A 20,852-nucleotide genomic window follows, 5' to 3' on the forward strand; every position below is an offset into this window, starting at 1 on the left:
GGGGGCGTCCAGCCAGATCGTTCAACGCCGCGTAGGCACGCACAACATCGGAGGGCTGCCCTGATACGTCTGGCATCGCTCCTCCGATCACGGCACGAATTGCTAGTTAACTAGATTTTAGCCGGTGGGCTAAATTGTCAACCCCGTGAAGTTGACCTTGCAGGTGAGGAGCAGCATGGGTGCATCTGGATCGGCGCGTCCGGCCCCCTTCCTGCGCATCGCACAATTGCTGCGTGACCGTGTCACGAGCGGCATGTGGAGCGTCGGCGACCAGCTCCCCTCCCGAGCGGCACTCAGCGCGGAATTCGGTGTTGGAGACAACGTCGTGCGCCGCGCTCAGGAAGCCCTGATCGAGGAGGGCCTGCTGGAGGGGCGAGCCGGGTCCGGAACCTTCGTCCGTGCGCCCCGCGAACGCCGGGTCCTGCGTCGTACCGTCTCAGGCACAACCTCACCCGCTCCGGCGGGCTTCACAGGAACCTGGGAAGCCCGCAGCATCGCGAAAGTCCCGGCCGGTCCCGAGACCGCGTTCCGACTGGGGATCGGTGACGACGGCATGTGCGTGCTCACCACATACGAGTTCTTCACGGACTCCCGCCCCGTCCTCCTGGCCACCTCTTGGGAGCCCATGGCCGTCACCGGAGGCAGCGCCGTAGTCCTGCCCGAGGGAGGCCCGCTCGCCGGCGCCGGCGTCATCACGCGTATGCGGCACCTGGGAATCGCGATCACCCGTGTCGTCGAAGTCCCGCGCCCAATCCGGCTCAACCGCGACCAGGCCCACCTTCTCGGTTTGGCCACCGGAGCCCAGGCCACGTTCATCGAACGCACCCACTACGCCGACGGCCGCGCGGTGGAAACCGCCGACTGGGTCGTCCCGAGCGAACTGTGGGACATCACCTACACCATCGCTGCGCCCCCACCTGGTACGTGAATGCATCCTGCCCGGTCGCAGGGAGGGATGGGGGAGCAGCCGCATATATAACAGCCGCACATATCTGGAGGGGGAACTCATGGCGCAGCGGCCTGACCTGCCGACGCGGATCATCGACGCACTCAACAGCAACGCCCTGAGCGCTGCGGTCGGCATCATCTCCTTGGCCGCCCCCGTCGTGGCCTGGGCTGTCGATCACGTAAACCTGGTGCTGATCGTCGTCCTGCAGACAGTCCTGATCCTGATAGTCGTCGTCGGTCGCCTCTGGTCGAACAGGACCCACATCCAGCTACGCCGCACGAACAGCATCGAGGCCATGGACGAGCCCTCGTACTACGACGTGATCCGCTCCCAGCTGGAGAACTCGTTGGTCTCCGACTACCGCGGGATCGCGGACGGCTATCTCAGCATTCACGGCACCGATGTGCCCTGGATTTCGGTTGCGCTCGTCGATGCCCTCATCGGGACAGAGGTTCAGCCGCAGCGGATCCTGGCCATCGACCGCACGATCAACCCGTCTCTGCTCACCCGGCGCCGTGGATACCTCGACGCCAACCGCCGCTTCGTCGAAGCCGGCGGGCGCATCGACCGACTGTTCGTGGTGAAACGCGAGGACCTCATCGACCGGGACTTCGCCCACGACCTTCTGTCCCTGATAACCCATCATCGACAGTTCGGCGTTATCTGCGGCCTGGCCGTGCGCGAGCACCTGCGGCCCCAAGAGACCGTCGACACCGTGGTGTTCGCCAACGCCGCTGTCCTCATTGAAGACGAACAAGGCGACGAGGCATACACCCAAGGCCGCTCCACCGTCCTCTTCAAAGGCATCGACACCTACGTCGGCCATTTCACTCGTGCCTGGGAGCACGGCATGGGTGCGCCCCGTGCTCTGCACACCTACGAGGCTGCGGTCCGTCCTCTGCTGGACGCCTGGAACCCGCAGGAGGCCGCCGCCATCGTCGATGGTCTCTGAACGCGCCGCAGGATCCGATGCCAGGACGGGGCGTGACGAAGTCAGGGCTCCCTGCTGCTCGCCGGATGCCCCGAAATCGATGCGGCCGGGACATCTTCAACTTGGGTGAGGGCCCGGCGATGGCGGGCGAGAAGGGAGTCTGACCCCATCAGGAGTGTCGCCGGAGTGCAGTGCGGTGGAACCAGCCCACGCTCCACTGCCGGGAGGTAGTTCCATCGCACTGCCGGGTGAGCGGAGTGCGCGTAATGGTGAAGATCGCCGTAAGGAAGCCAGGTGACCGCCGCCACGGCCGACATCAGTGCACCCTCCGGATAGAGGCGTAGGCAACGCCCCGCTTCTATCTCGACCCGGCTCCCGGTACGACGCTGCGGGTCGAACCAGGTGTGCTCCCCCAGCAACGACAGCCAGGCCAGCTGCGGATACAGCCACAGTCGGGGGACGATCACCCCGGCGACCAGCCCGATCCACCCGCCCGCCGCGTACGCGGCCACCAGGACCACCACTGCGGCCAAGCCCTCCGAGCGGGTCAGGGCCCGCCCGATTCCGCTGACCGTGCCCCACCACCCGCGAACGGTCAACGGGTGGAACGCCGCACGTGTCACGGCACCCTTCGTCGCACCGTGCACCAGCCCAGCAGCCCGCAACTCCGCCAGATTCGGATCGACACCGCTGACGGTCGCGTTCGGGTGGTGGTCCCGCACGTGCCGGGTCCTGCGTTCCCCCACGGGCCCCAGCGCCATCGGCAGATGCACGAAGACCTCCGCCAGCACTGTGTTGGCCCGTCGGCCGCGGGCCAGGACACCGTGCACCGCAAAGTGGCTGATCTCCTGCAGGTGCCTGAAGTGCACCCCGACCGCCACCGCGGCGACAACGGCCAACACCGGCCGCGTGCCGGCCAGAAGCCACCAGCCGACGATCTGTATCCACTCCCCGGCCAGCAGCAGCGTCGGAGCCCACACCGTCGCACGCGACCTCTGCAAGGACATTGCCTCGGCCGCTGTCAACGTCGTGGGTTTGCGTAGGTGGCGGAACCGGTCGAATTGCCGGAGAAGAAGCCCGACAACGATCAAGGAAATGGCCGCAGACATGGGTGTCCCGTGGTGAAGGATCGATGACGGTGAACACCGAGAGTGTATTTAGTGCACTAGATCGAGGGACGGGGCATGGCCGAATCACACCGGTCCCCTTCTGGCTTCGGCCGACCGCCGATCAAGCCAGGCACGAGGATCGGGGTTGACGACGCCGCGCACACGACGCGTGAGGCCATGGCGTGATTCCACGTCGACAACCCCCGTACCACAGCAGGGCAGTTCGGACCCTGGACGTCAGATCCGAGGGATCAGACTGCGGTCTTTCGGGAACACCGAGCCCTGCCCTAGCACCCACAGATCGCGCTCGCGCACGGACCGACCTGCCGTGCGAAACCCACCGCGACCAGCACAAGGTCCCGACCAAGTCCGTGAGGCTCGCCCACGCCATCCTCGCGCCGACACCAACCGCGGCCGACCGGCACCTGCGAGTCGCGCCCACCACCGACCGCATGGAGATCATCGGGAGTTCGTTCATCAACAGGAGTCTCTATCGGGTGATTGCGGCGAGGCCGGGCATGGTTGTACGCGTCCTCCCGGGGGGGAGCGACTCACCCCCGGTGGCGTCAACTGCTCTGCCTCGTGGCCGCCAACCAGTGCCTGCTCCCCCTCCCCCGCTCGGTCAGCGCTCCTCAGCGAAGGGTTCATCCACTGCGTAGGGTTCATCCACTGCGTAGGGATGGACATACCGGTCCTCGTTGAACGGCTTGAACCAGCTCGTCAGCCCCATAGGCGCGACGCCGAGGTATTCACCCACCGGGCTCTCGTCGATGCCGTCCTTCGAGTCGTCGTACAGCCACTCGTGGTCCATGTCCTCGTAGACCATCGCGGTAAAGCACTCCAGAGCCGACGCAACCCCGTCATCGAGGAGACCGAACGTCTCAAGAGTCACCTCAGCCCGGCCGAGAAGAAGCCTCAGCGCCAACTCCTCCGCCACACAGCTCAGCTGCTCAAAGCTTCCCTCCGTGAAGCGTGTGGTCAGGGCGATGGCCGTCACCAGGAAGCGCCGGGCGAAGCGAGCGTCGTACCGCAAGGCGTAGCGCGGAGGCAGTTCATCGAGCAGCCACATCGGCCGGTCGCAATCGGCGACGTTCGTCTTCTCCTCGGCCAGCGCATATGCGTCCTGGAACAGCTCGTCCAAGAGGACATCCATCGCCCACACCAACGCCCCGGCCGCCAGATCCGCATCATCAACCGACACCCGGGCGCCGTGGTCGGCAAGGTCGTTGTCCTTCTCCTCCTCATCGGGGGCGCCGAACATCGCCGGGTCGAAAGCCCGCAGCCGGGCGGCCATCGAGCGCATCCTGCGTTGCGCCACCTCGGTATCAACAGCTTCGCCCGTCGCGCCGGCAGAAGCATCTCGCGCGGCCGGCCCGGCCAGTCGGGCACGCCGCGAGGCGAGATCCTCCGGTGGGGCATCCGGGCCGTCGGCCGCCTCCAGGCTCTCCTTCGCGAGATCGGGGTGCAGCTCGACCTCGCACCGCTCGACGGTCCAGTCGGCGAGCAGCTCCGAGCGATCGAGCAGTTCCTCCACCAGCGCACGTACCGCCTGCTCCGCGAACTCCAGCGCCGGCGCGTCCACGAACACCTTGAGCAACGCGCCGCCGGGATGGACGCCCACCCACGTGTCGGCAATCTCCGCTTCCACTCCGTCCGGGCCATCGATCGACTCGACCGAGTCGAAACCCTGCTCCAGGAGGGCGCCGGCACCGACCCGATGCAGATCGTCCAGCTCCGAAGCACCGTTCGGGATCTGCGTATCCACTGTCACTGCGTATGTCACACCGCCCAGCCTTGCAGGACAAGCTGCCACTTGCGGCAGCAATGCCGACTTCGCACCGTCCGTGCGCACACCTGCCGAGCAAGCTCTCAGGTACAGCGCGAGCCCGTTCTCGGGCACATGCACCCGCCGTGCCACTGCCGTGCCAGATGGAGCGGCGAACAACGGTCAACACGGGGCAGGAAGTTACCCCGGAACCCAGCTCGCATTGCAGCGTCTTCGCAGGTCAGACACGCATTGGGCCCGTGAAGGCCCCCTGATTCCCAAGCTCAGAGCGCGGGTTCGATTCCCGTCACCCGCTCCATGATGAAGCCCCAGGTCGGTGACCTGGGGCTTGTTTGTTGTCTGGACTCTTTTCGGGTCGCGTGCCCTAACGGGCCGACCCACGGGCCGAGTTGGTGCCCCCAAGGGATTCCGGACACACCCTAAGAGCCCGCAGGCTCAGCAGGCGCGCTCCTCCCCTGCGTCGGCTTGCTTCGGGTGATGCCTATTCCGGTGTAGCCGCAGATCACTGCGAACACGGCGCCCAGGTAGCAGAGGAAGGCGTACGGCGCGTAGGAGAGGGTCGTGACGCCCAGGGCGGTCGACATGTACATCCCGGCCTCGCTCCAGGGGATCAGGGGCACCATTACGGTGCCGGAGTCCTCCAGGGTGCGTGAGAGGTTCTTCGGTTCGAGGCCGTGGTCGGCGTAGACCTGTTTGAAGCCCTCGCCGGGGATGAGGATCGTCAGATACGAGGTGCCGGTGGCCAGGGCCACGCCGACCGACGAGCCCACGGTCGCCAGCACGATGCCGCCGGTGCGCCGGACGCGCCTGAGCAGGCGGGTCATCAGGACGTCCATGCAGCCGGCCTCGGTGATGATGCCCGCGAAGGCGAAGCCCGCGAGGCCGATCAGCACGACGCTTGTCATGGAGGCGAGGCCGCCGCGGTTGAGGAGGGTCTGGGCCGCGGCCGGAACCGAGTGCGGAGCCCCGCCGTGGGCGGTGAGCATGTCGACGCTGAAACCGTCGGACGCGGCCGTGCTCAGGTCGCTCAGGGAGAAGCCCTGCACCACGCCGCCGAGCACCGCCGCGACCATGGACGACAGGATGATCGTCGGCAGCGGCGGCTTGCGCAGCACCGCGCCGGCCAGGACCACGAGCGGAGGCAGGAGCAGCAGCGGGCTGAACGTGAACGCCTTGTCCAGGAAGGCGAGGAGTTCCTGCGTCTGCCGGCCCGGTTCCCGCACGGAGTTCGTGTGCTGGGTCAGGCCGAGGAAGAAGTAGATGATCAGCGAGAGGACCGCGGCCGGGACCGTCGTGTAGAGGAGGTGGCGGATGTGCGCGAAGAGGTTGGCGCCCGCGACGACCGGGGCGAGGTTCGTGGTGTCCGACAGGGGGGACATCTTGTCGCCGAAGTACGCGCCCGCCACGATCGCGCCCGCTGTCATGGGGAGCGAGGCGCCCAGTCCGCCCGCCACGCTGATGAGGGCGACGCCGACCGTGCCGACCGAGCCCCATGACGTCCCGGTGAGTGTGGAGACGACGGCGGTGATCAGGAAGGACACCGGAATGATCCAGTGCGGGGCAATCGCCCGGAGTCCGAGGTCCACCATCATCGGGATGGTCCCGCTGACCATCCAGGTGCCGGTGAGCATCCCGATGGATATCAGGATCAGGAGCGCCGGCATCGTCGAATCGATCTTGCGGCAGATGCCGGCCAGCATCTGCTCCCAGCTCAGGCCGAGCCGCAGGGCGAAGGCCCCCGCGAAGGTGCTGGCGACGATCAGCAGGATCACGGGGTCGAGGTCCAGCCAGACCGTGCCGGTGACCAGAAGGGCGATCATCACGACGACGGGGGTGAGGGCCTGGAGGAAGGTCGGCCTGCGCCGGGACGCCTCGGCCGGAGCGGTTTCTGGCATGAGTCGCTCATTTCGGGGTGGTTGAGGGCAGGGTTCAGCCGGCCGCCGGGTGGCCCGGCGCGCCGAAGATGATGGAGGTGGTGGTGGGGGTGGGGTGGGGCTGCGGCGGTTACGTCGGGAGGTGCGGCGTCCCGCGCGCCTCGACGGGCGCCGGGTGGTGGACGAGGTCGGCGATACGGTCCGCGGGAAGTGCGGGGGCGTGGTGGCCGCGTACGCCGGTCACCGGGCGGGCGGCGAACAGGGAGCCGATGACGGCCTCTTCGGTGGCTTCGGCGACGGCCCGGAAGAACAGGTCGATCAGGGGGCCGTCCTCGGCGAGGGCCGAGGCGGGCCGGACGGGGCCCGGCGGCCGGTGCGGGATGCGGTGTGTCGTCGACCAGGCCAGGGCGTACTCACCGCTGCCGTGCTGGACGATGCCGCCGGTGCGGGCCAGGCCGACCGTCGCGCGCTTGGCCATGCGGCGCAGCTGACGGGCGTCGGCCGGGGCGTCCGTGGCGATGAGGACGACGCAGGACCCGGCACCGCGCGCGAACTCGGCCTGTTCCCTGGCCTGTTGCGGGGTGAGGGTGCGGCCCACCGGGATGCCGAGCACGGTCAGGTCGTCGGCCAGACCGAAGTTGGCCAGGACCAGGGCGCCCACCGTGAAGCAGGTGCCGTCCCCGGCGTCGACGAGGCGGGAGCTGGAACCGATGCCCGCCTTCCAGCCGAAGGCCACCATGCCGGTGCCCGCTCCCACCGCCCCTTCCCGCACAGGTCCTTCGGACGCCGCCTTCAGCGCGTCGAGAATGTGGTCCGGGCGTACATGCAGGCCCCGGATGTCGTTGAGCCAGCCGTCGTTGCACTCGAAGACCGCCGGATTGACGGTGCCCGTGGTGGTGCCGATCTCCGGGTGTCCGTCCAGCGCGTGCCGGACCAGGCCCTCGAAGGCGGAGCCGACGCCGAGCGTGTTCGTCAGCGCCAACGGCGTTTCCAGGACGCCCAGTTCGGCTATCTGGCTCAGGCCCGCGGCTTTCCCGAATCCGTTGACGACCTCCAGGCCCGCGGCCGGCTTCGCACGGAACAGCGAGCCGGGTGCCGGGACGACGACGGTCACGCCGGTGCGCACCGGGAGCTCCGCGCCGTCGTGATCGAGCGTGCGGTGGCCGACGCGGACGCCGGGTACGTCGGTGAGGGAGTTCGACGGCCCGGGAGGCAGGATGCCGGGGGCGATGCCCAGGTCGCGGGGGCGGGGCGTGCGCGTCACGGTGCGGCACGTCCCGTACGGTGCGCCCCCGGAGCCTCCTCGTTGCGGGCTTCGGATTGCATGGTCTGCAGCAGTTCGGTTTCCACCAGCGCGAGATGGGCCTCCATCAGGCTGGCCGCGAGATCGGCGTCGCCCTCCGCGACCGCCCCCGCCATCGCTTCGTGATCGGTCAGCGAGGTCTCCGTGTGAGCGGTCCGCGAGGTGAGGCCGCTGCGCAGCACGATCACCTGCTGTTGCACCAGCCACACCTGCTCGGCGATGCGCGGGCTGTGCGCCGCCTCCATCAGTGAACGGTGGAAGTCCAGGTCCAAGTCGTACGGCAGCTTGCGTCCCGTCTCGCGGGCCTTGCGGGAGCGCTCGCACACCTTGCGCAGACGGGTCACTTCCTGCGGCCGGCGGCGGTGTGCGGCCATGCGTGCCGCCGCGCATTCGAGGGCCGCGCGCAGTTCGAAGAGCGCCACCACGTCCTCGGGGCGGGCGGCGAAGACCGCAGCGCCCTTGTTGGGCACGTGAACGAGAAGGCCCTCGCTCACCAGTTGCCCGATGGCCTCACGCAACGGGCCTCGGCTGATGCCCAGATCGCGGGCGATTTCCACCTCGTTGAGGCGGGAGCCCGGCGGGAGCACGCCGGTGAGGATCTGCTCGCGCAGCATCTCCACGACTTGTCCCGCCAAGCCGCGGTGGACCAGTCCGGTCACGGGAATCTCCAAGGGGGCGAGGGGCCGGTGTGGTGCTCGCAGTACAGCACTCGCGGGGTCACGAACTGTCGACAGTCCCCACTGCACGTGGCGACAGACGACAGTGGACAGGCGGCGCGGACCCGCTGTCAACGGTTCTCCGCGATCGTCTTTCATCGTGGCCAACCGTCGACACGTGCCCCAAAAACTGATAACTGTCGACAGTTCGACGGGCTCGTGACGCCCTTTGCACACCCCGCGCAACCGACCGGAGGGACGAGCATGACCACCGCACACACCGAGGAATCCCCTGCTCCCTCACGAGCATCACAGGACACCTACCCCGTGCTCGCAGAGGTCTGGCGCGGCGACTTCCTGGAGTCCGTGCACCACGGATCGGTCGTGGTACTCGACGCGGACGGCAACGCCGCGCTGACCGCTGGCCCCGTCGCCGCACCCGTCTACCCGCGCTCTTCCAACAAGCCCCTCCAGACCGTCGGCATGCTCCGCGCGGGGCTCGGCCTCGACGGTGCACTCCTCGCGCTCGCCTGCGCGAGCCACTCCGGCGAGACCTTCCACCTCGATGGCGTACGCCGCATCCTCGCGGGCGCGGGCCTGACCGAGGACGCCCTGCAATGCACCGCCGCACTGCCCATCGGCACCGAGTCGCAGCCCGCGCACCTGGCCGCCGGGCTCGGGCCGAGCCGCATCACCATGAACTGCTCGGGCAAGCACGCCGCGATGCTGGCCACCTGCGTGGCCGCGGGATGGTCCGTACAGGACTACCTCGACCCCCACCACCCCCTCCAACTCGCCCTGCGGGAAGCGCTGGAGGACCTCGCAGGGGAGAAGTCGACCGCGGTCGGCGTCGACGGCTGCGGCGCGCCCCTGTTCTCGCTCACCCTCACCGGCCTCGCGCGCGCCTTCGCCACGATCGCGACCGCCCCCGCAGGCAGCCACGAAGCGCGGGTGGCCGCCGCGATGAACGCCCACCCCGAGTACGTCGGCGGTACCGGACGGGATGTCACCACCCTCATGCAGGCCGTTCCGGGCGCCGTCGCCAAGGACGGCGCCGAAGGCGTGTACGCCCTCGCGCTGCCCGACGGTTCCGCCGTCGCCCTCAAGATCGCCGACGGCGGACAGCGCCCCCGGCCCGTCGTCATGACCGCGGCCCTGCGTCACATCGGCGTCGACGTCGACGCCGACCCGCGACTGTCCGCGCTCGCCACGGCCCCGGTGCTCGGGCACGGCGAACCCGTCGGCTCCGTACGGCCGTCGGCGGCGCTCGATCTGCGCACGCCGGCGCCTACTCCTCGTCCCAGGTGACGGGGAGGCTCTCCGCGCCGTAGATGTTCGTGTGGGCGCGCAGGGGTACGTCCTCCGGCGGGACGGCAAGCCGCAGCGTCGGGAAGCGGGTGAGCAGCGCCGGGAAGGCGACGGTCATCTCGACGCGGGCCAGTTGCTGGCCCAGGCACTGGTGGGCGCCGTGGCCGAAGGCCAGGTGTCCGGTGGCCTTGCGGTGCAGGTCGAGGCGGTCGGGCTCGGGGTACTTCGCCGGGTCGCGGTTGGCGGCCTGGAGCGCGATGGCGACCGTCTCACCGGCCTTGACCAGCCGGCCGTCGATCTCGATGTCCTCCAGCGCGACCCGCAGCATCGGGTCGGCGATGGTCAGATAGCGCAACAGCTCCTCGACGGCCTGACCTGCGAGGCTCGGATCGCCGCGCAGGGCGGCGAGTTGGCCGGGGTTGCTCAGCAGCGCGAAGGTGCCGAGCCCGAGCATGTTGGCGGTGGTGTCGAGTCCGGCCGCCAGCAGGAGAAAGCCGACGCCGATCAGTTCCTCGTCGGTGAGGTCGCTGTCGGTGAGGTCGCTGAGTATGTCGTCGGTGGGGGCGGTGCGCTTGGCGGCCACCAGCTGGGTGAGGTACGTCTGGATCGCCGTGTAGGCGGCCATTTTGTCCTCCAGGTCCCCGACGAAGATCGTCTCGGCCTGCTCCTGGAAGGAGCCCCGGTCCTCGTACGGCACCCCCAGCAGCTCGCAGATCATGATCGCGGGGATGGGCTTGGCGAACGCGGTCACCAGGTCCGCCGAAGGGCCGGCCTGCTCCATGGCGTCCAGGTGGTCGGCGGTGACCTGCTCGACCCGCTCGGTGAGCAGGCGCATCCGCCGGACGGTGAACTTGCCCGTCAGCAGTTTCCGGTAACGGCCGTGCCGCGCCCCGTCCATGTGGATGAACTCGCCGGGCTCCGCCGGAGGAATCTCGATGTCGCCGATGTCCAGGGACGGGTCGTGCATCAGCTCCTTGCGGGAGCTGAACCGTGCGTCGGCCATGATCGTGCGGCACACGGAGTACCCGGTGGCCAGCCAGCCGATGTGGCCGTCGGGGAAGCGCAGCCGGCGCAGTGGCTGCTCCGCGCGGAACTGCGTCAGCTCGGCGGGCGGGTCGAAGGGGCAGCCCGTGCGGCGGTCGGTCGGCCGTGTCACCGGCTCGGAGTGCGGCGTCGCGTCGGGGGCGGGGTGCGTCGACGGTTCGTTGTGCATGGTGTCCTCCGGTGCTGGGTGCTGAGCGTTAAGTGCTGCGTGCCGGGTGCTGGGTGCAGGGTGAAGTGGCTTGTGGGGTGGGGCGGTTACCGCTGTGCGTCGCGGTTGAAGGCCGAGCGGGCCCAGAGGTAGCCGGCCAGGGTGAGGCCGACGCACCAGGCGAGGGCGATGAGCCCGCTGTTGCCGATCCCGGTGCCCATCAGCAGGCCGCGCAGCGTCTCGATGACCGGGGTGAAGGGCTGGTACTCGGCGAACCAGCGCAGCCCCGTGGGCATGGAATCCGGCGGGACGATGGCGCTGCCGAGGAAGGGCAGGAACGTCAGCGGCATCGGCAGGTTGCTGGCGGTCTCGACGTTCTTGGCGATCAGGCCCATGGCGGCGGCCAGCCAGGTGAGCGCCAGGATGAGCAGGACCAGGATGCCGACGGTGGCGAGCCACTCCACGGGGGTGGCGCTGGGACGGAAGCCCATCAGCAGGGCGACACCGACGACCAGCGCGATGCTGACCAGCGTCTGGATGACGCTGCCGACGACATGCCCGGTGAGGAACGAGGCGCGGGAGATCGACATCGTGCGGAACCGGTTGACGATGCCCTCGGTCATGTCCGAGCAGATGCTGACCGCGGTGGACAGGGCTCCGGAGGTCGCGGCCATCAGGATGATGCCGGGCGCGATGTAGTCGATGTACGCACCGCCGCCGGTGGGTGTCCCTCCGATGCCGGTGCCCAGGGCGCCGCCGAAGACGTAGGTGAACAGCAGCAGCATCACCAGCGGCATCGCGACGACCGAGACCGTCATGCTCGGGTAGCGCAGCGCGTGCTTCAGGTTGCGCCGCAGCATCGTCAGGGAGTCGCTGACGGCGTAGGACAGGGAACTCATCGGACGCTCTCCTTGCGGGAGTTGGGCCCGGCGCCCGGCTGGGCCCGGCCGGTGAGGGTGAGGAAGACATCGTCGAGATCGGGGGTGTGCACCGTGAGGGAATCGGCCTTGACCGACGCGTTGTCCAGGGCGTCGAGGACGGCGCGCAGGGTGGGGATGTCGCCGTCGCCGGGGATGCGCAGGGTGAGTTCTTCGCTGTCGCGCGCGGCGGAGCCGAAGAGCGCGGCGGCCGTTTCGAGTCCGTTCGCGTCGCCGAAGCGGAGGCGGATGTGGCCGCCGGGGATGAGGCGCTTCAGCTCGTCCGCGGTGCCTTCGGCGACCAGCTTTCCCTGGTCAAGGACGGCGATGCGGTCGGCGAGCTGGTCGGCTTCCTCCAGGTACTGCGTGGTCAGGAAGATCGTGACGCCGTCGTCGGCGACCAGGCCGCGGATGATCTCCCACATCGTGCGGCGGCTGCGCGGGTCGAGGCCGGTGGTCGGCTCGTCGAGGAAGATGATCCGCGGGTCGCCGACCAGGGTCATCGCGAGGTCGAGCTTGCGCCGCATGCCGCCCGAGAAGGTGGCGACGGACGTGTCGGCCGCCTCCGTCAGCTCGAAGCGGCGCAGCAGCCCGGTGGCACGCCGCCGCCCTTCGCGGCGGCTCAGATGGTGCAGATCCGCCATGAGCACGAGGTTTTCGTGGGCGGTCAGCAGGTTGTCCACGGCCGCGAACTGACCGGTGACGCCGATCGCGGCGCGGACAGCATCGACCTCGCCGGTCAGGTCGTGGCCCGCGATCCGCGCCTGGCCTGCGTTGGCGGGGATGAGGGTGGAGAGGATCTCGACGGTGGTGGTCTTGCCTGCGCCGTTGGGCCCGAGCAGGGCGAAGACCGTGCCCTCGGGGATGTGCAGGTCGATGCCGTCGAGCACCACTTTGCCGCCGTAGGACTTGGACAGTCCGGTGGCGGTGATCGCCGGCGCAGCGGTGAGCACGGAGGTCGTTTTGGTCATGGGCATGACAGTCCTCAGAGAGTGCTGTGTGGAGTGAAGGAGTGGCTGAGCCGATGCGCGTACGGGGTTGGCGGGCGGTGGCGCCGCGGCTGTCCTAGCGGACCCAGCCCGTGAAGCCCTGCTGCCCCCGGGCGGGGCGGCCGGCCGGGCGGGCGCGCTCGTCCGGCTGCTCCAGCGCGGCGGCGACGGCCCGTACGAGCCAGGCGTTGACCGAGAGTCCCTCCTGGCCGGCGGCTTCCTCGGCCCGGGTCTTGAGGTGGGCGGGGAGCCGGAGGTTGATGCGCGCGGTGCCGCCCTCGTCGGTCTCCGCGACCGGAGCCGGCGGGGGCGCGGGGTGACTCTCGGCCTCCCCGGCCCCCTCGAACACCTCGTGTGCCACCGGTGGCGTCACCACGAACTCGGGGTCGAGCCCGCGCAGCCGTACGTCGACCGAGCCCGGCGTCAGCTCGCGGGTGACCTCTCCCATCGCGTCGGACAGCGCGTTCAGCAGCGCCAGCCGGGCGGCCGACTCCAGAGGTGCGGCCAGCCGCTCGGCCAGGGCGCGGGCTTCGTCGCCACCCGCGCCCGCGGCGACCGCGAGCTCGTGCCGGAGGTTGTCGACGTAGGGCGTGAGGTCCATGCGCTCACTATGGCACCACGAAGGTGCCACCACAAGCCTTAGTGGTGCCATTTCATCCTTGATGGCGCCACGATGGCATCACTCCGGGATGACGCCCTGCTCCCTGGCCATCTCCTTGGCCACGCGCGGGGCGGTCCAGAGGGTCGGGAGCATGATGAAGCCGACGGGTACGGCCGTGATGACGATGAACGACTGCAGGGCGGTGATGCCGCCGTCGCCGACGAGGATGAGGACGGCAGCCGCCGCGCCCATGAGAAGGGCCCAGAAGGCGCGTACCGCGCGGGCGGGTTCGCCGGACGTCGTTCCGGCGGCGGCGATGCTGTAGGACATCGAGTCGGTGGTGGTCACCACGAACGTGATGGTCAGCAGGAGCAGCGCGACCGCGACCACGGCGCCCATCGGGAGCTGCTGGGCCATGGAGATGACGGCGGCGTCCATGCCGACGGCCTTGAGCGGGCCCGAGATGGTGCCGGGGTGCTGCTGTTCGAGGAAGATGCCGGTGCCGCCGAACACGGTGAACCAGAACATGGTGGCCAGCGGGGGGATGACCGCGGTGGAGACCACCAGGTCACGCAGCGTACGGCCCTTGGAGATGCGGGCCACGAAGATGGACATCAGAGGCCCGTAGCCGAGGAACCAGCCGAAGAAGAAGACCGTCCAGGAGCCGAGCCACGCGTGGTCGCCCCGGTTGAGCGCCAGCGGCACGAAGTCCCGTACGTACTGGCCGAACCCGCCGAGGAAGGAGTCGAGGACGAAGCCGAGGGAGCCGAGGACGAGGAAGACGGCCATCAGGACGACGGCGAGCCAGACGTTGGCCTTGCTGAAGAACTGGATGCCGCGGTTGACGCCGCTGGCGACGGACAGCACGGCGACGACGGTCAGCAGGACGATGACGCCGAGCTGCACCGGATAGCCGTTGGGAATGCCGAACACCTCGGAGAGACCGTAGGAGACCTGGAGCCCCAGGAAGCCGATCGGCCCGACGGTTCCGGCCACCACGGCGATGACGCAGACGACGTCGACGGCGGCGCCCAGCCGGGAGTGCCGGATGCGCTCACCGAGGAAGGGGTACAGCAGCGTCCTCGGGCGCAGCGGCATGCCGCGTTCCTGGCCGCGGATCATCACGATCGAGGCGAGGGTTCCGAGGACGGCCCAGGCGAGGAAGCCCCAGTGCGCGAAGCTCTGGGAGAGCGCCGCTTCGGTCGCCTGCCGGGTGCCGCTCTCGACGCCTTCGTAGAAGGGGGGCGTCGAGACGTAGTGCTGTACGGGCTCGCCCGCCGCGAAGAAGACGCCGCCGCCCGCGAGCAGCGTCGACATGATCATCGCCACCCACTGGAACCTGCCGTACTCCGGACGTGCCCCGGCACCGCCGAGCCGCACCTTGCCGTACCGGGAGAAGCCCAGCCACAGCGCGACGCCGAAGGTGGCGAGCAGCAGCACCTGCCACAGCGGGCCGAACCAGCGCGCGACGAAGGTGAAGGCGGCGTTGACGGCATCGCCGGTGGCCGTGGGGGCGATCAGCGCGGCCAGGACGAAGGTGATGAGCAGCCCGCCGCTGAGGGCGAGCACCGGTATGTCGGTGCGTTTGAGGTCGCCGGGCGGCGGCGTGGGCGGCGTATGGCCGTCTTCGTCGCCGTCCGTGGCGGGATCCGTTCCGGTGGGGGCGGCGGCGGTGGCGGTTCGGGCAGGGGAAGTCGGCATGAGGTTCCTTGCTGGGGCATTCGCGCAGGGGCATGACGCACCGCAAGGACGCACGCGCTCACGAGACGCAGGACCGCTCGGTGCGCGGGTCAGGGGGGAAGGCTGCTATCCACGGGGCGATCCGGTCAAATTCCGGACAGTCGCCCCAAAACCCTCGGCAGCCTCTCTGACCTGCGGTTTCGCGCCCCGGGCGGGGGTGGGGCGGTTGATGAGGATCACTCCTGGTTCGACGGTCAGCTCAGGAGGAGCGCCCCGTCCCAGCCGCTGGCGGGCGGGGTGCCGGTCGCGTAGGCGTGGAGGGCGAGGGCGATGCCTGCGGTGCCGGTCAGGAGGCCGGGGTGGTCGTGCGGGCCGGGGGGCCTGTGGGCGGTGAGGAGTTGGGCGGCGAGGGTGTCGCGGTGGGCGGCCAGGCGGGGGTCGCCGGATGCGGTGGCGAGGGTGTGGCAGATGTGCAGCAGGCCGGCCCGGCCGTGGCAGAAGGTGGGGTCCGTCACGCGGCGGGGGTGGTCGAGGTCGGCGGCGAGTGCGTCGACCGCGATCCGCTGGAGGTCGGGGCGGCCGAGTGCCTGGCCGGCGCGGTGGAGGGCGCAGGCGACGCCGGGGGTGCCGTAGCACCAGGCGCTGCGTCCTGGTGGGGGCGGCTCCTTTCCGTAGCGCTCCAGGGGGATCAGCGCGGGCCAGCCGCCTTCGGTGGTGCGCCGGGCGAGCAGTTCGCCGGCGAGGTCGGCCACGGCCCGGCGGACTCCGGGTACGGAGGTGCCGGCGAGCAGGGCGGCGGACAGGACCGCGAGGGGGCCGCTGATGCCGTGCGCCAGGCCGTAGTTGACGTGGCCGCGGGGGAAGTCCGGGTCGGGGCCGCCGCCCGGCCCTGCGGGCGCCCACCAGCCCGGCACCGGCTCGCCGTCCAGGGACAGCGGACAGGTGAGACGGACCAGGTAGGACAGCGCGTCGGCCAGTGCTTCCCGGTGGGTGTCCTGCCGTGCCAGCAGCAGCCTGGTCAGTCCGGTGACGCCGCTGACCAGGTCGTACCGGGCACAGGGCACGCCGGGGCGGCCCTGGGCGAGGCGGGTGTGTTCGTCCTCCAGGGCGCGGTGCAGGGCGGCGTCGAGCAGCGGGTCGAGGCGTTCGAGGAGGCCGGCGTAGTGCTGCGGGGCCTGCCGTGCGGTGTGGGCGGCGAAGGCCAGGGCCGGCCCGCCGTGGTAGAGGCTGTGGCCCGCACGGGCCGGCAGGTGGGTGGCCGCCGCGGCCAGGTGCGCGTGGGCGACGGCTCTCAACGACGGGTCGTGGCGGGCGAGTTCGGCGAAGAGCAGCGCGAGGCCGGGGTGCCCGCCGTCCAGGCTCAGCGGGGACCAGTCCGGGGCGGCTGCGGCGACGTGCTCGGGGTCGGCCAGCCGGGCGGCGATCCCGGCCGCCGCATCGGCGGCGCGGGCGCGCAGCCGTCCGGTGGGCGTCATCGGGTGTGCCGTCTGCGGTCGGTGTGGGCCTGGGCGGCGCCGCGGGCGACGGCGTGGGCGAGGCGTTCGGCGTCCCGGTCGGTGCCTGCCAGGCGGTTGTGGTGCATGTGCAGCAGGGAGCTGAGCACGTGGTCGGGATCCGCCCAGCAGCGGTCGCCGAGCCCGCGCAGGAGGTGCCCGTAGCGGGCGGTCTCCTCGGCGCGGTGGTCCCACAGGGCACGCAGCGACTCGTCGGCCGAAGGGCCAGGACCGGCGCGGTAGGGGTCGACCAGGGGCAGGGCCTGGCGGCGGTGGTTGCGGAAGGTCCGCTGGAGGTCCTCGTCCTTGGGGATCTTCCGCAGCAGCCAGTCCGCGCCGTCGGGGAGCCGGGGGCCGTCGGGGAGTGGGGTGGGGGAAGGGGCCGGATGGTGAGCCTCGCCGCCCGGCAGGTGGAAGGCGCGGGCCAGGTCGGCGAAGCCGGCGGCGGCGAGCAGGAGGGGGGCGGTGGGGTCCTGGCGGGTGTAGCGGCGCCGCAGGTGTTCCAGGACGGCGAGGCTGTCGGCGTGGAAGACCCGTTCGGCGGCGGCCATGGCATCGGGGCCGCCGTAGCGCTCCAGTTCCGGGTCGTAGCTGTCCCACACCACGCGGCCGGTCAGGCCGCCTGTGTGCAGGGCGGCGGCCCGCTCGTGCAGGAGCGGCAGCAGGTCCCTGGCCAGCACGGCCGGCGGGGCGTGGAAGCGCAGGCGCAGGTGCGGCCCTTCGGCGTCCTGGTAGCGCAGGAAGAACCAGCGGTCGACCTGCTCGGGCAACTGGCCGAGCAGCTCCGGCAGTTGGGCGGCGAGCAGCTCTTCGTGGCGCTCGGCGGGGGTGTAGAGGCAGACCTGGAGCCACTCGCCGCCCGGCAGGTGGACGGTGCCGGGCGGGCGCGGCGGGGCGGGGCGGCGTACGGGCCGGGCGGCGGCGGGCGGGTCCTGGCGCGGGGCCGGGGCGCTGCGCAGGGGGATGACGACCTCGGCGTGGTGCGGCCCTTCGGGCCCGTGCAGCCAGCCGTCGGGGAGCCCGGCGGCGTCGGTGGGGACCTCCCGCAGCTCGGCCTGGTCGGTGCGTTGCAGCTCGTGCCGCAGCAGCTGCGGGTGGCCCGGCAGGGTCAGGTCGAGGGAGACGAAGCGGTCCGCCCAGCCGACCTGTACCCGGTCGGGGACCTGCCACCGCCGCTGCCAGTCGCGGAAGGTCTCCCACCACCGGTCGAACGAGGCGTCGGCGGCGCGGAGTTGCGCGTCGGGGCGCCAGCGCGCCGGGCTGAGCACGGTGCGCCCGTAGCGGACCCGCGGCAGGCGGGGCAGGATCTCGGCGCCGCCCCAGTGCCACATCTGCCAGCGGCGCCGCCCGCTCGCGGTGATCTCGCACACGAAGCGCGCCGCGTTGGGCAGGTCCCACTTCGGGTTGAGCATGTGGAAGACGGCGGGGTCGACGCGGCGTCCGGTGGCCGCTTCCACCAGGTGGAGCCGGTCCCGGTCGGCCCTTACGGCCAGGTGGCGCGGGTCGAGTACGCCGGGGTCGTCGGGGTCGGCGAAGCAGCCGACCGGCAGGACGTGGTCCAGCCACTGCGGGACCTGCGCGACGTTGCCGACCCGGGACCTGCCGGGGCGGAAGGCGACCTGGGCGCGCAGCGCGCCCTCGTCCCCGGGCGCGTCATCGGCGCGTACCAGCGCGGCGAGTTCGTCTTCGGCGCCGTCGCCGAGCAGGTAGCCGAACCGCCCGAGCAGCGCCCCGGCCTGCCGGGAGCCGTTGGCCAGGACGAGCCGGAAGTCGCCGTGGGCCAGCGCGTCGGTGTCCGCCGCCAGCAGGTGGGCGCCCACCTCCAGCGACTCCGGTGGCCTGCCGCCGTCCTCGGCGAGGAGGCGTACGGCGGGGTGGCCGTCGTCCAGCAGCACCTCGGACTCGCCGGTCAGGAGGGCCTGTTGGGCCAGTTCGGCCAGGACGCGGTCGCGTGCCGTGTCCGGTGTGGCGGGCGGGGCGGTGCGCGGGCCGGGCGGGCGCCGGTAGCCGGCCGGTGCGCCCAGACCGGCGTCCGGGTCGAGCAGGTCGGTCAGCGGCACGAGGCGGTCGGTGCCGTAGCGCTTGAGGAATGCCAGGTGGTAGTCGCGCAGGTGCGCGGGCCCCGCCACGTCGGGGGCCAGCCGCCACAGCAGGGCGGCGGCGCGGGCGGCCTCGTCGGCGACGGCGGCGGGCAGCCGCGCATCGGCGTCCAGCGCGAGGTCGACCTGGAGCAGGTCGGGCCGCTCGTGCAGGTCCCGCATCCGCGCGGTGGCCTTCGCCAGGTCCTGGCCGCCTGAGCCGACGGGAACGGCGCCGTACTGCGCCAACTCCTCCTGTACGGCGAGGAGTTCGGCACGTTCGGGAAGGTCGTGGGGGGACGCGCCGGCACTGGCGCGCAGTACGTGTCCGAGCGGGTCGGTCTCCTCCAGCGGCGGGCGGGCGTCGGTCAGCAGGATTTCCTTGCCGACCAGTTGCACCAGCAGGCCGTCCACCGCATCCGCGGTCGCGCCGGGGAACCGTGCCAGCAGCGCACGGGCCAGCTCCGCGCCAGGCACCGGGCGGCGGGCCAGCTCCAGGACGGCGGCGACCACGGCCGAATGCCGCAGGCTCACCTCCTGGACGGTGCCGGCCGCGCCCTCCTCCTGGGCGGACTGCGGTACGTACGGCAGCACCAGCCGCCCGCCGCGCACCCGGCACAGCGCGTTGGCCACCACGCGCAGTTCGCGCAGCACGCCGGGGCGCCGCTCCCAGGCGGCCACCAGGCCGGTCAGCCACTCGCGGTCGGGGCGCACCACGCGGCGGTGCGCGCTGCCGAAGCGCACTTCGGGCGGCTCGCCAGGGCCGGCGAAGCGCACCGGGGCGACCCCGGCCATCAGCCCGAACGGCGTGGCACGGGTACTCATCCGCAGCCGGTAGGAGGCCAACGCGCGGACGGCACGGCGCAGTTGGGCGATGGGCACGTCCTGCCCGGTGTCCAGGGCGCGGCGCAGCAGGCCGGCGAGGGAGGGACTGGAGACCTCGACCGCCTCGCGCACCAGCGGGTCGTCGGCCAGCGTGCGCAGCGCGGCGGTCAGCTCTGCGGCCTCGTCCGTCCCGGGTTCAGGGGCGGGCAGGGCGATGCGGGCGGCGTGCACCGGGTGGACCGGGGCGCGCAGCATGCCGATACCGGCGGCCTGGAAGAGGGAATGCGGCACCTGCGGGCGCTCCTCATCTCCGGCGCGGGCCGGCGCGTCGCGCCCTGCGACCGGCGACGTAGTAAGAGGTGGTAAAGGGCCGGGGCCCGCAGGCGGCACGCCGCGGGCCCCGGTGCTGCCGGATCAGTGGCAGATGGGGGTGATCACCGTGGTGGTCTCGGCCTTGGCGGCGGTGTCGCCGTTGTCGGCCGCCGGCTCCTCGATGAGCTCGCGGATGTCGAGGTCGAAGTCTTCCAGCATGGCGGTAGGCATATCAGCTCTCCTGTCGTGGGAAATGGGAGGGGTGGTGCACAGCGGGGAAATGACACACCGCAGGCCGGAAAGGCCGGCGTATTCCGGTGAACTCCCCTGTGCTGCATGCCCTTTGATCAGGCGGTCGCAACCGTAGATCTGGCGGATTCTGGCTGTCAACAGTCACCGGAAGATTAACGGAGTGCTTACTTCACGCAAATTGAATGGCGTCCGCGCATATACCGGCACCCACCGGCGACGATGAGTGGGTAAACGCCGGACTCTCACAAATTCCTCAAAAGAAGTGACGTGGATCCTGATGATTGCGGGGCGGGTTAATCCGCCACCGAAGAAAGGCGAATTACGTTACGGATTTCCGGTGGTGGATGTCCCATAAACATGACGCCGGATGTCCCCGTAAAGAGGCCGACGGAATCGGTCACGCCGGATCACCGCCACTCAGGGCGCACCGCCCGCCACTTCGCCACCCGTCGCCCCGCCCCGCGAACCACCCCGTCCGGGCGCCTGGCAGGCCCGGCGCAACCCCTACCTGTCCACCCCGCCAGTCGCTATGCTATGGCCTGAAAGTGCGTCAACTCCCGGCATCTGGGCCGGAGTTCGGCGATCGGGGGACAACTG

At 70.7% G+C, this 20,852-nt stretch carries 16 protein-coding genes; 3 read left to right on the plus strand and 13 right to left on the minus strand.

Annotated elements, in window-relative coordinates:
* The first annotated feature begins 175 nt into the window (after positions 1–175).
* Together ACGFNI_RS15755 and ACGFNI_RS15760 are read left to right on the plus strand one after the other, a co-directional pair.
* Positions 176–928: a GntR family transcriptional regulator gene (locus ACGFNI_RS15755; RefSeq protein ID WP_393684119.1), complete on the plus strand. Its 753-nt coding sequence runs from the start codon at positions 176–178 to the stop codon at positions 926–928.
* 79 nt (positions 929–1,007) lie between these two features.
* Complete coding sequence (locus ACGFNI_RS15760; protein ID WP_393684120.1) at positions 1,008–1,901, plus strand: hypothetical protein; 894 nt, start codon at positions 1,008–1,010, stop codon at positions 1,899–1,901.
* 41 nt (positions 1,902–1,942) lie between these two features.
* On the opposite strand, the gene ACGFNI_RS15765 is transcribed toward ACGFNI_RS15760, so the two are convergent.
* From ACGFNI_RS15765 to ACGFNI_RS15785, 5 genes are all read right to left on the minus strand, one after another.
* A complete protein-coding gene (locus ACGFNI_RS15765) occupies positions 1,943–2,989 on the minus strand; it encodes a fatty acid desaturase (RefSeq protein ID WP_393684122.1) in 1,047 nt (348 codons plus the stop codon).
* Positions 2,990–3,611: 622 nt separating this feature from the next.
* Positions 3,612–4,754, minus strand: a complete 1,143-nt coding sequence (locus ACGFNI_RS15770; RefSeq protein WP_393684123.1) for a hypothetical protein — start codon at positions 4,752–4,754, stop codon at positions 3,612–3,614.
* 440 nt (positions 4,755–5,194) lie between these two features.
* Positions 5,195–6,670, minus strand: coding sequence for a Na+/H+ antiporter NhaC (gene nhaC / locus ACGFNI_RS15775; protein WP_393684124.1), 1,476 nt, complete (start codon positions 6,668–6,670; stop codon positions 5,195–5,197).
* Between the two features lie 109 nt (positions 6,671–6,779).
* A complete protein-coding gene (locus ACGFNI_RS15780; protein WP_393684126.1) occupies positions 6,780–7,913 on the minus strand; it encodes a P1 family peptidase in 1,134 nt (377 codons plus the stop codon).
* Positions 7,910–8,611, minus strand: coding sequence for a GntR family transcriptional regulator (locus ACGFNI_RS15785; RefSeq protein WP_393684127.1), 702 nt, complete (start codon positions 8,609–8,611; stop codon positions 7,910–7,912). Before ACGFNI_RS15785 ends, ACGFNI_RS15780 begins: the two co-directional genes overlap by 4 nt.
* Positions 8,612–8,872: 261 nt before the next feature.
* Between ACGFNI_RS15785 and ACGFNI_RS15790 the strand changes: the two genes are divergently transcribed.
* A complete protein-coding gene (locus tag ACGFNI_RS15790; protein WP_393684129.1) occupies positions 8,873–9,916 on the plus strand; it encodes an asparaginase in 1,044 nt (347 codons plus the stop codon).
* Here the strand turns inward: ACGFNI_RS15790 and ACGFNI_RS15795 are convergent.
* The 8 genes from ACGFNI_RS15795 to ACGFNI_RS15830 all read right to left on the minus strand — a co-directional run bounded on the left by ACGFNI_RS15795 (position 9,897) and on the right by ACGFNI_RS15830 (position 20,234).
* On the minus strand, positions 9,897–11,129 hold the full coding sequence (locus ACGFNI_RS15795; RefSeq protein WP_393684131.1) for a cytochrome P450: 1,233 nt from the start codon (positions 11,127–11,129) through the stop codon (positions 9,897–9,899). The genes ACGFNI_RS15790 and ACGFNI_RS15795 overlap by 20 nt on opposite strands.
* 86 nt (positions 11,130–11,215) lie before the next feature.
* Positions 11,216–12,007 carry an ABC transporter permease gene (locus tag ACGFNI_RS15800; protein WP_393684133.1) on the minus strand — a complete coding sequence of 264 codons (792 nt, stop codon included), beginning with the start codon at positions 12,005–12,007 and terminating at the stop codon, positions 11,216–11,218.
* On the minus strand, positions 12,004–13,002 hold the full coding sequence (locus tag ACGFNI_RS15805) for an ATP-binding cassette domain-containing protein (RefSeq protein WP_393684135.1): 999 nt from the start codon (positions 13,000–13,002) through the stop codon (positions 12,004–12,006). Before ACGFNI_RS15805 ends, ACGFNI_RS15800 begins: the two co-directional genes overlap by 4 nt.
* An 88-nt stretch (positions 13,003–13,090) precedes the next feature.
* Positions 13,091–13,615 carry a hypothetical protein gene (locus tag ACGFNI_RS15810; RefSeq protein WP_393684137.1) on the minus strand — a complete coding sequence of 175 codons (525 nt, stop codon included), beginning with the start codon at positions 13,613–13,615 and terminating at the stop codon, positions 13,091–13,093.
* Between the two features lie 78 nt (positions 13,616–13,693).
* Entirely contained in the window at positions 13,694–15,316 is a 1,623-nt protein-coding gene (locus tag ACGFNI_RS15815) for a BCCT family transporter (protein ID WP_393684138.1), read from the minus strand.
* A 233-nt stretch (positions 15,317–15,549) separates the two neighbouring features.
* On the minus strand, positions 15,550–16,770 hold the full coding sequence (locus tag ACGFNI_RS15820) for a lanthionine synthetase C family protein (RefSeq protein ID WP_393684140.1): 1,221 nt from the start codon (positions 16,768–16,770) through the stop codon (positions 15,550–15,552).
* Positions 16,767–19,982 carry a lantibiotic dehydratase gene (locus tag ACGFNI_RS15825; RefSeq protein ID WP_393684141.1) on the minus strand — a complete coding sequence of 1,072 codons (3,216 nt, stop codon included), beginning with the start codon at positions 19,980–19,982 and terminating at the stop codon, positions 16,767–16,769. The genes ACGFNI_RS15820 and ACGFNI_RS15825 overlap by 4 nt, the downstream gene beginning before the upstream one ends.
* Positions 19,983–20,105: 123 nt before the next feature.
* A complete protein-coding gene (locus ACGFNI_RS15830; protein WP_393684143.1) occupies positions 20,106–20,234 on the minus strand; it encodes a hypothetical protein in 129 nt (42 codons plus the stop codon).
* Positions 20,235–20,852: the final 618 nt, after the last annotated feature.

It is taken from the genome of Streptomyces sp. NPDC048644 (genome assembly GCF_043199105.1).
Classification (GTDB): domain Bacteria; phylum Actinomycetota; class Actinomycetes; order Streptomycetales; family Streptomycetaceae; genus Streptomyces.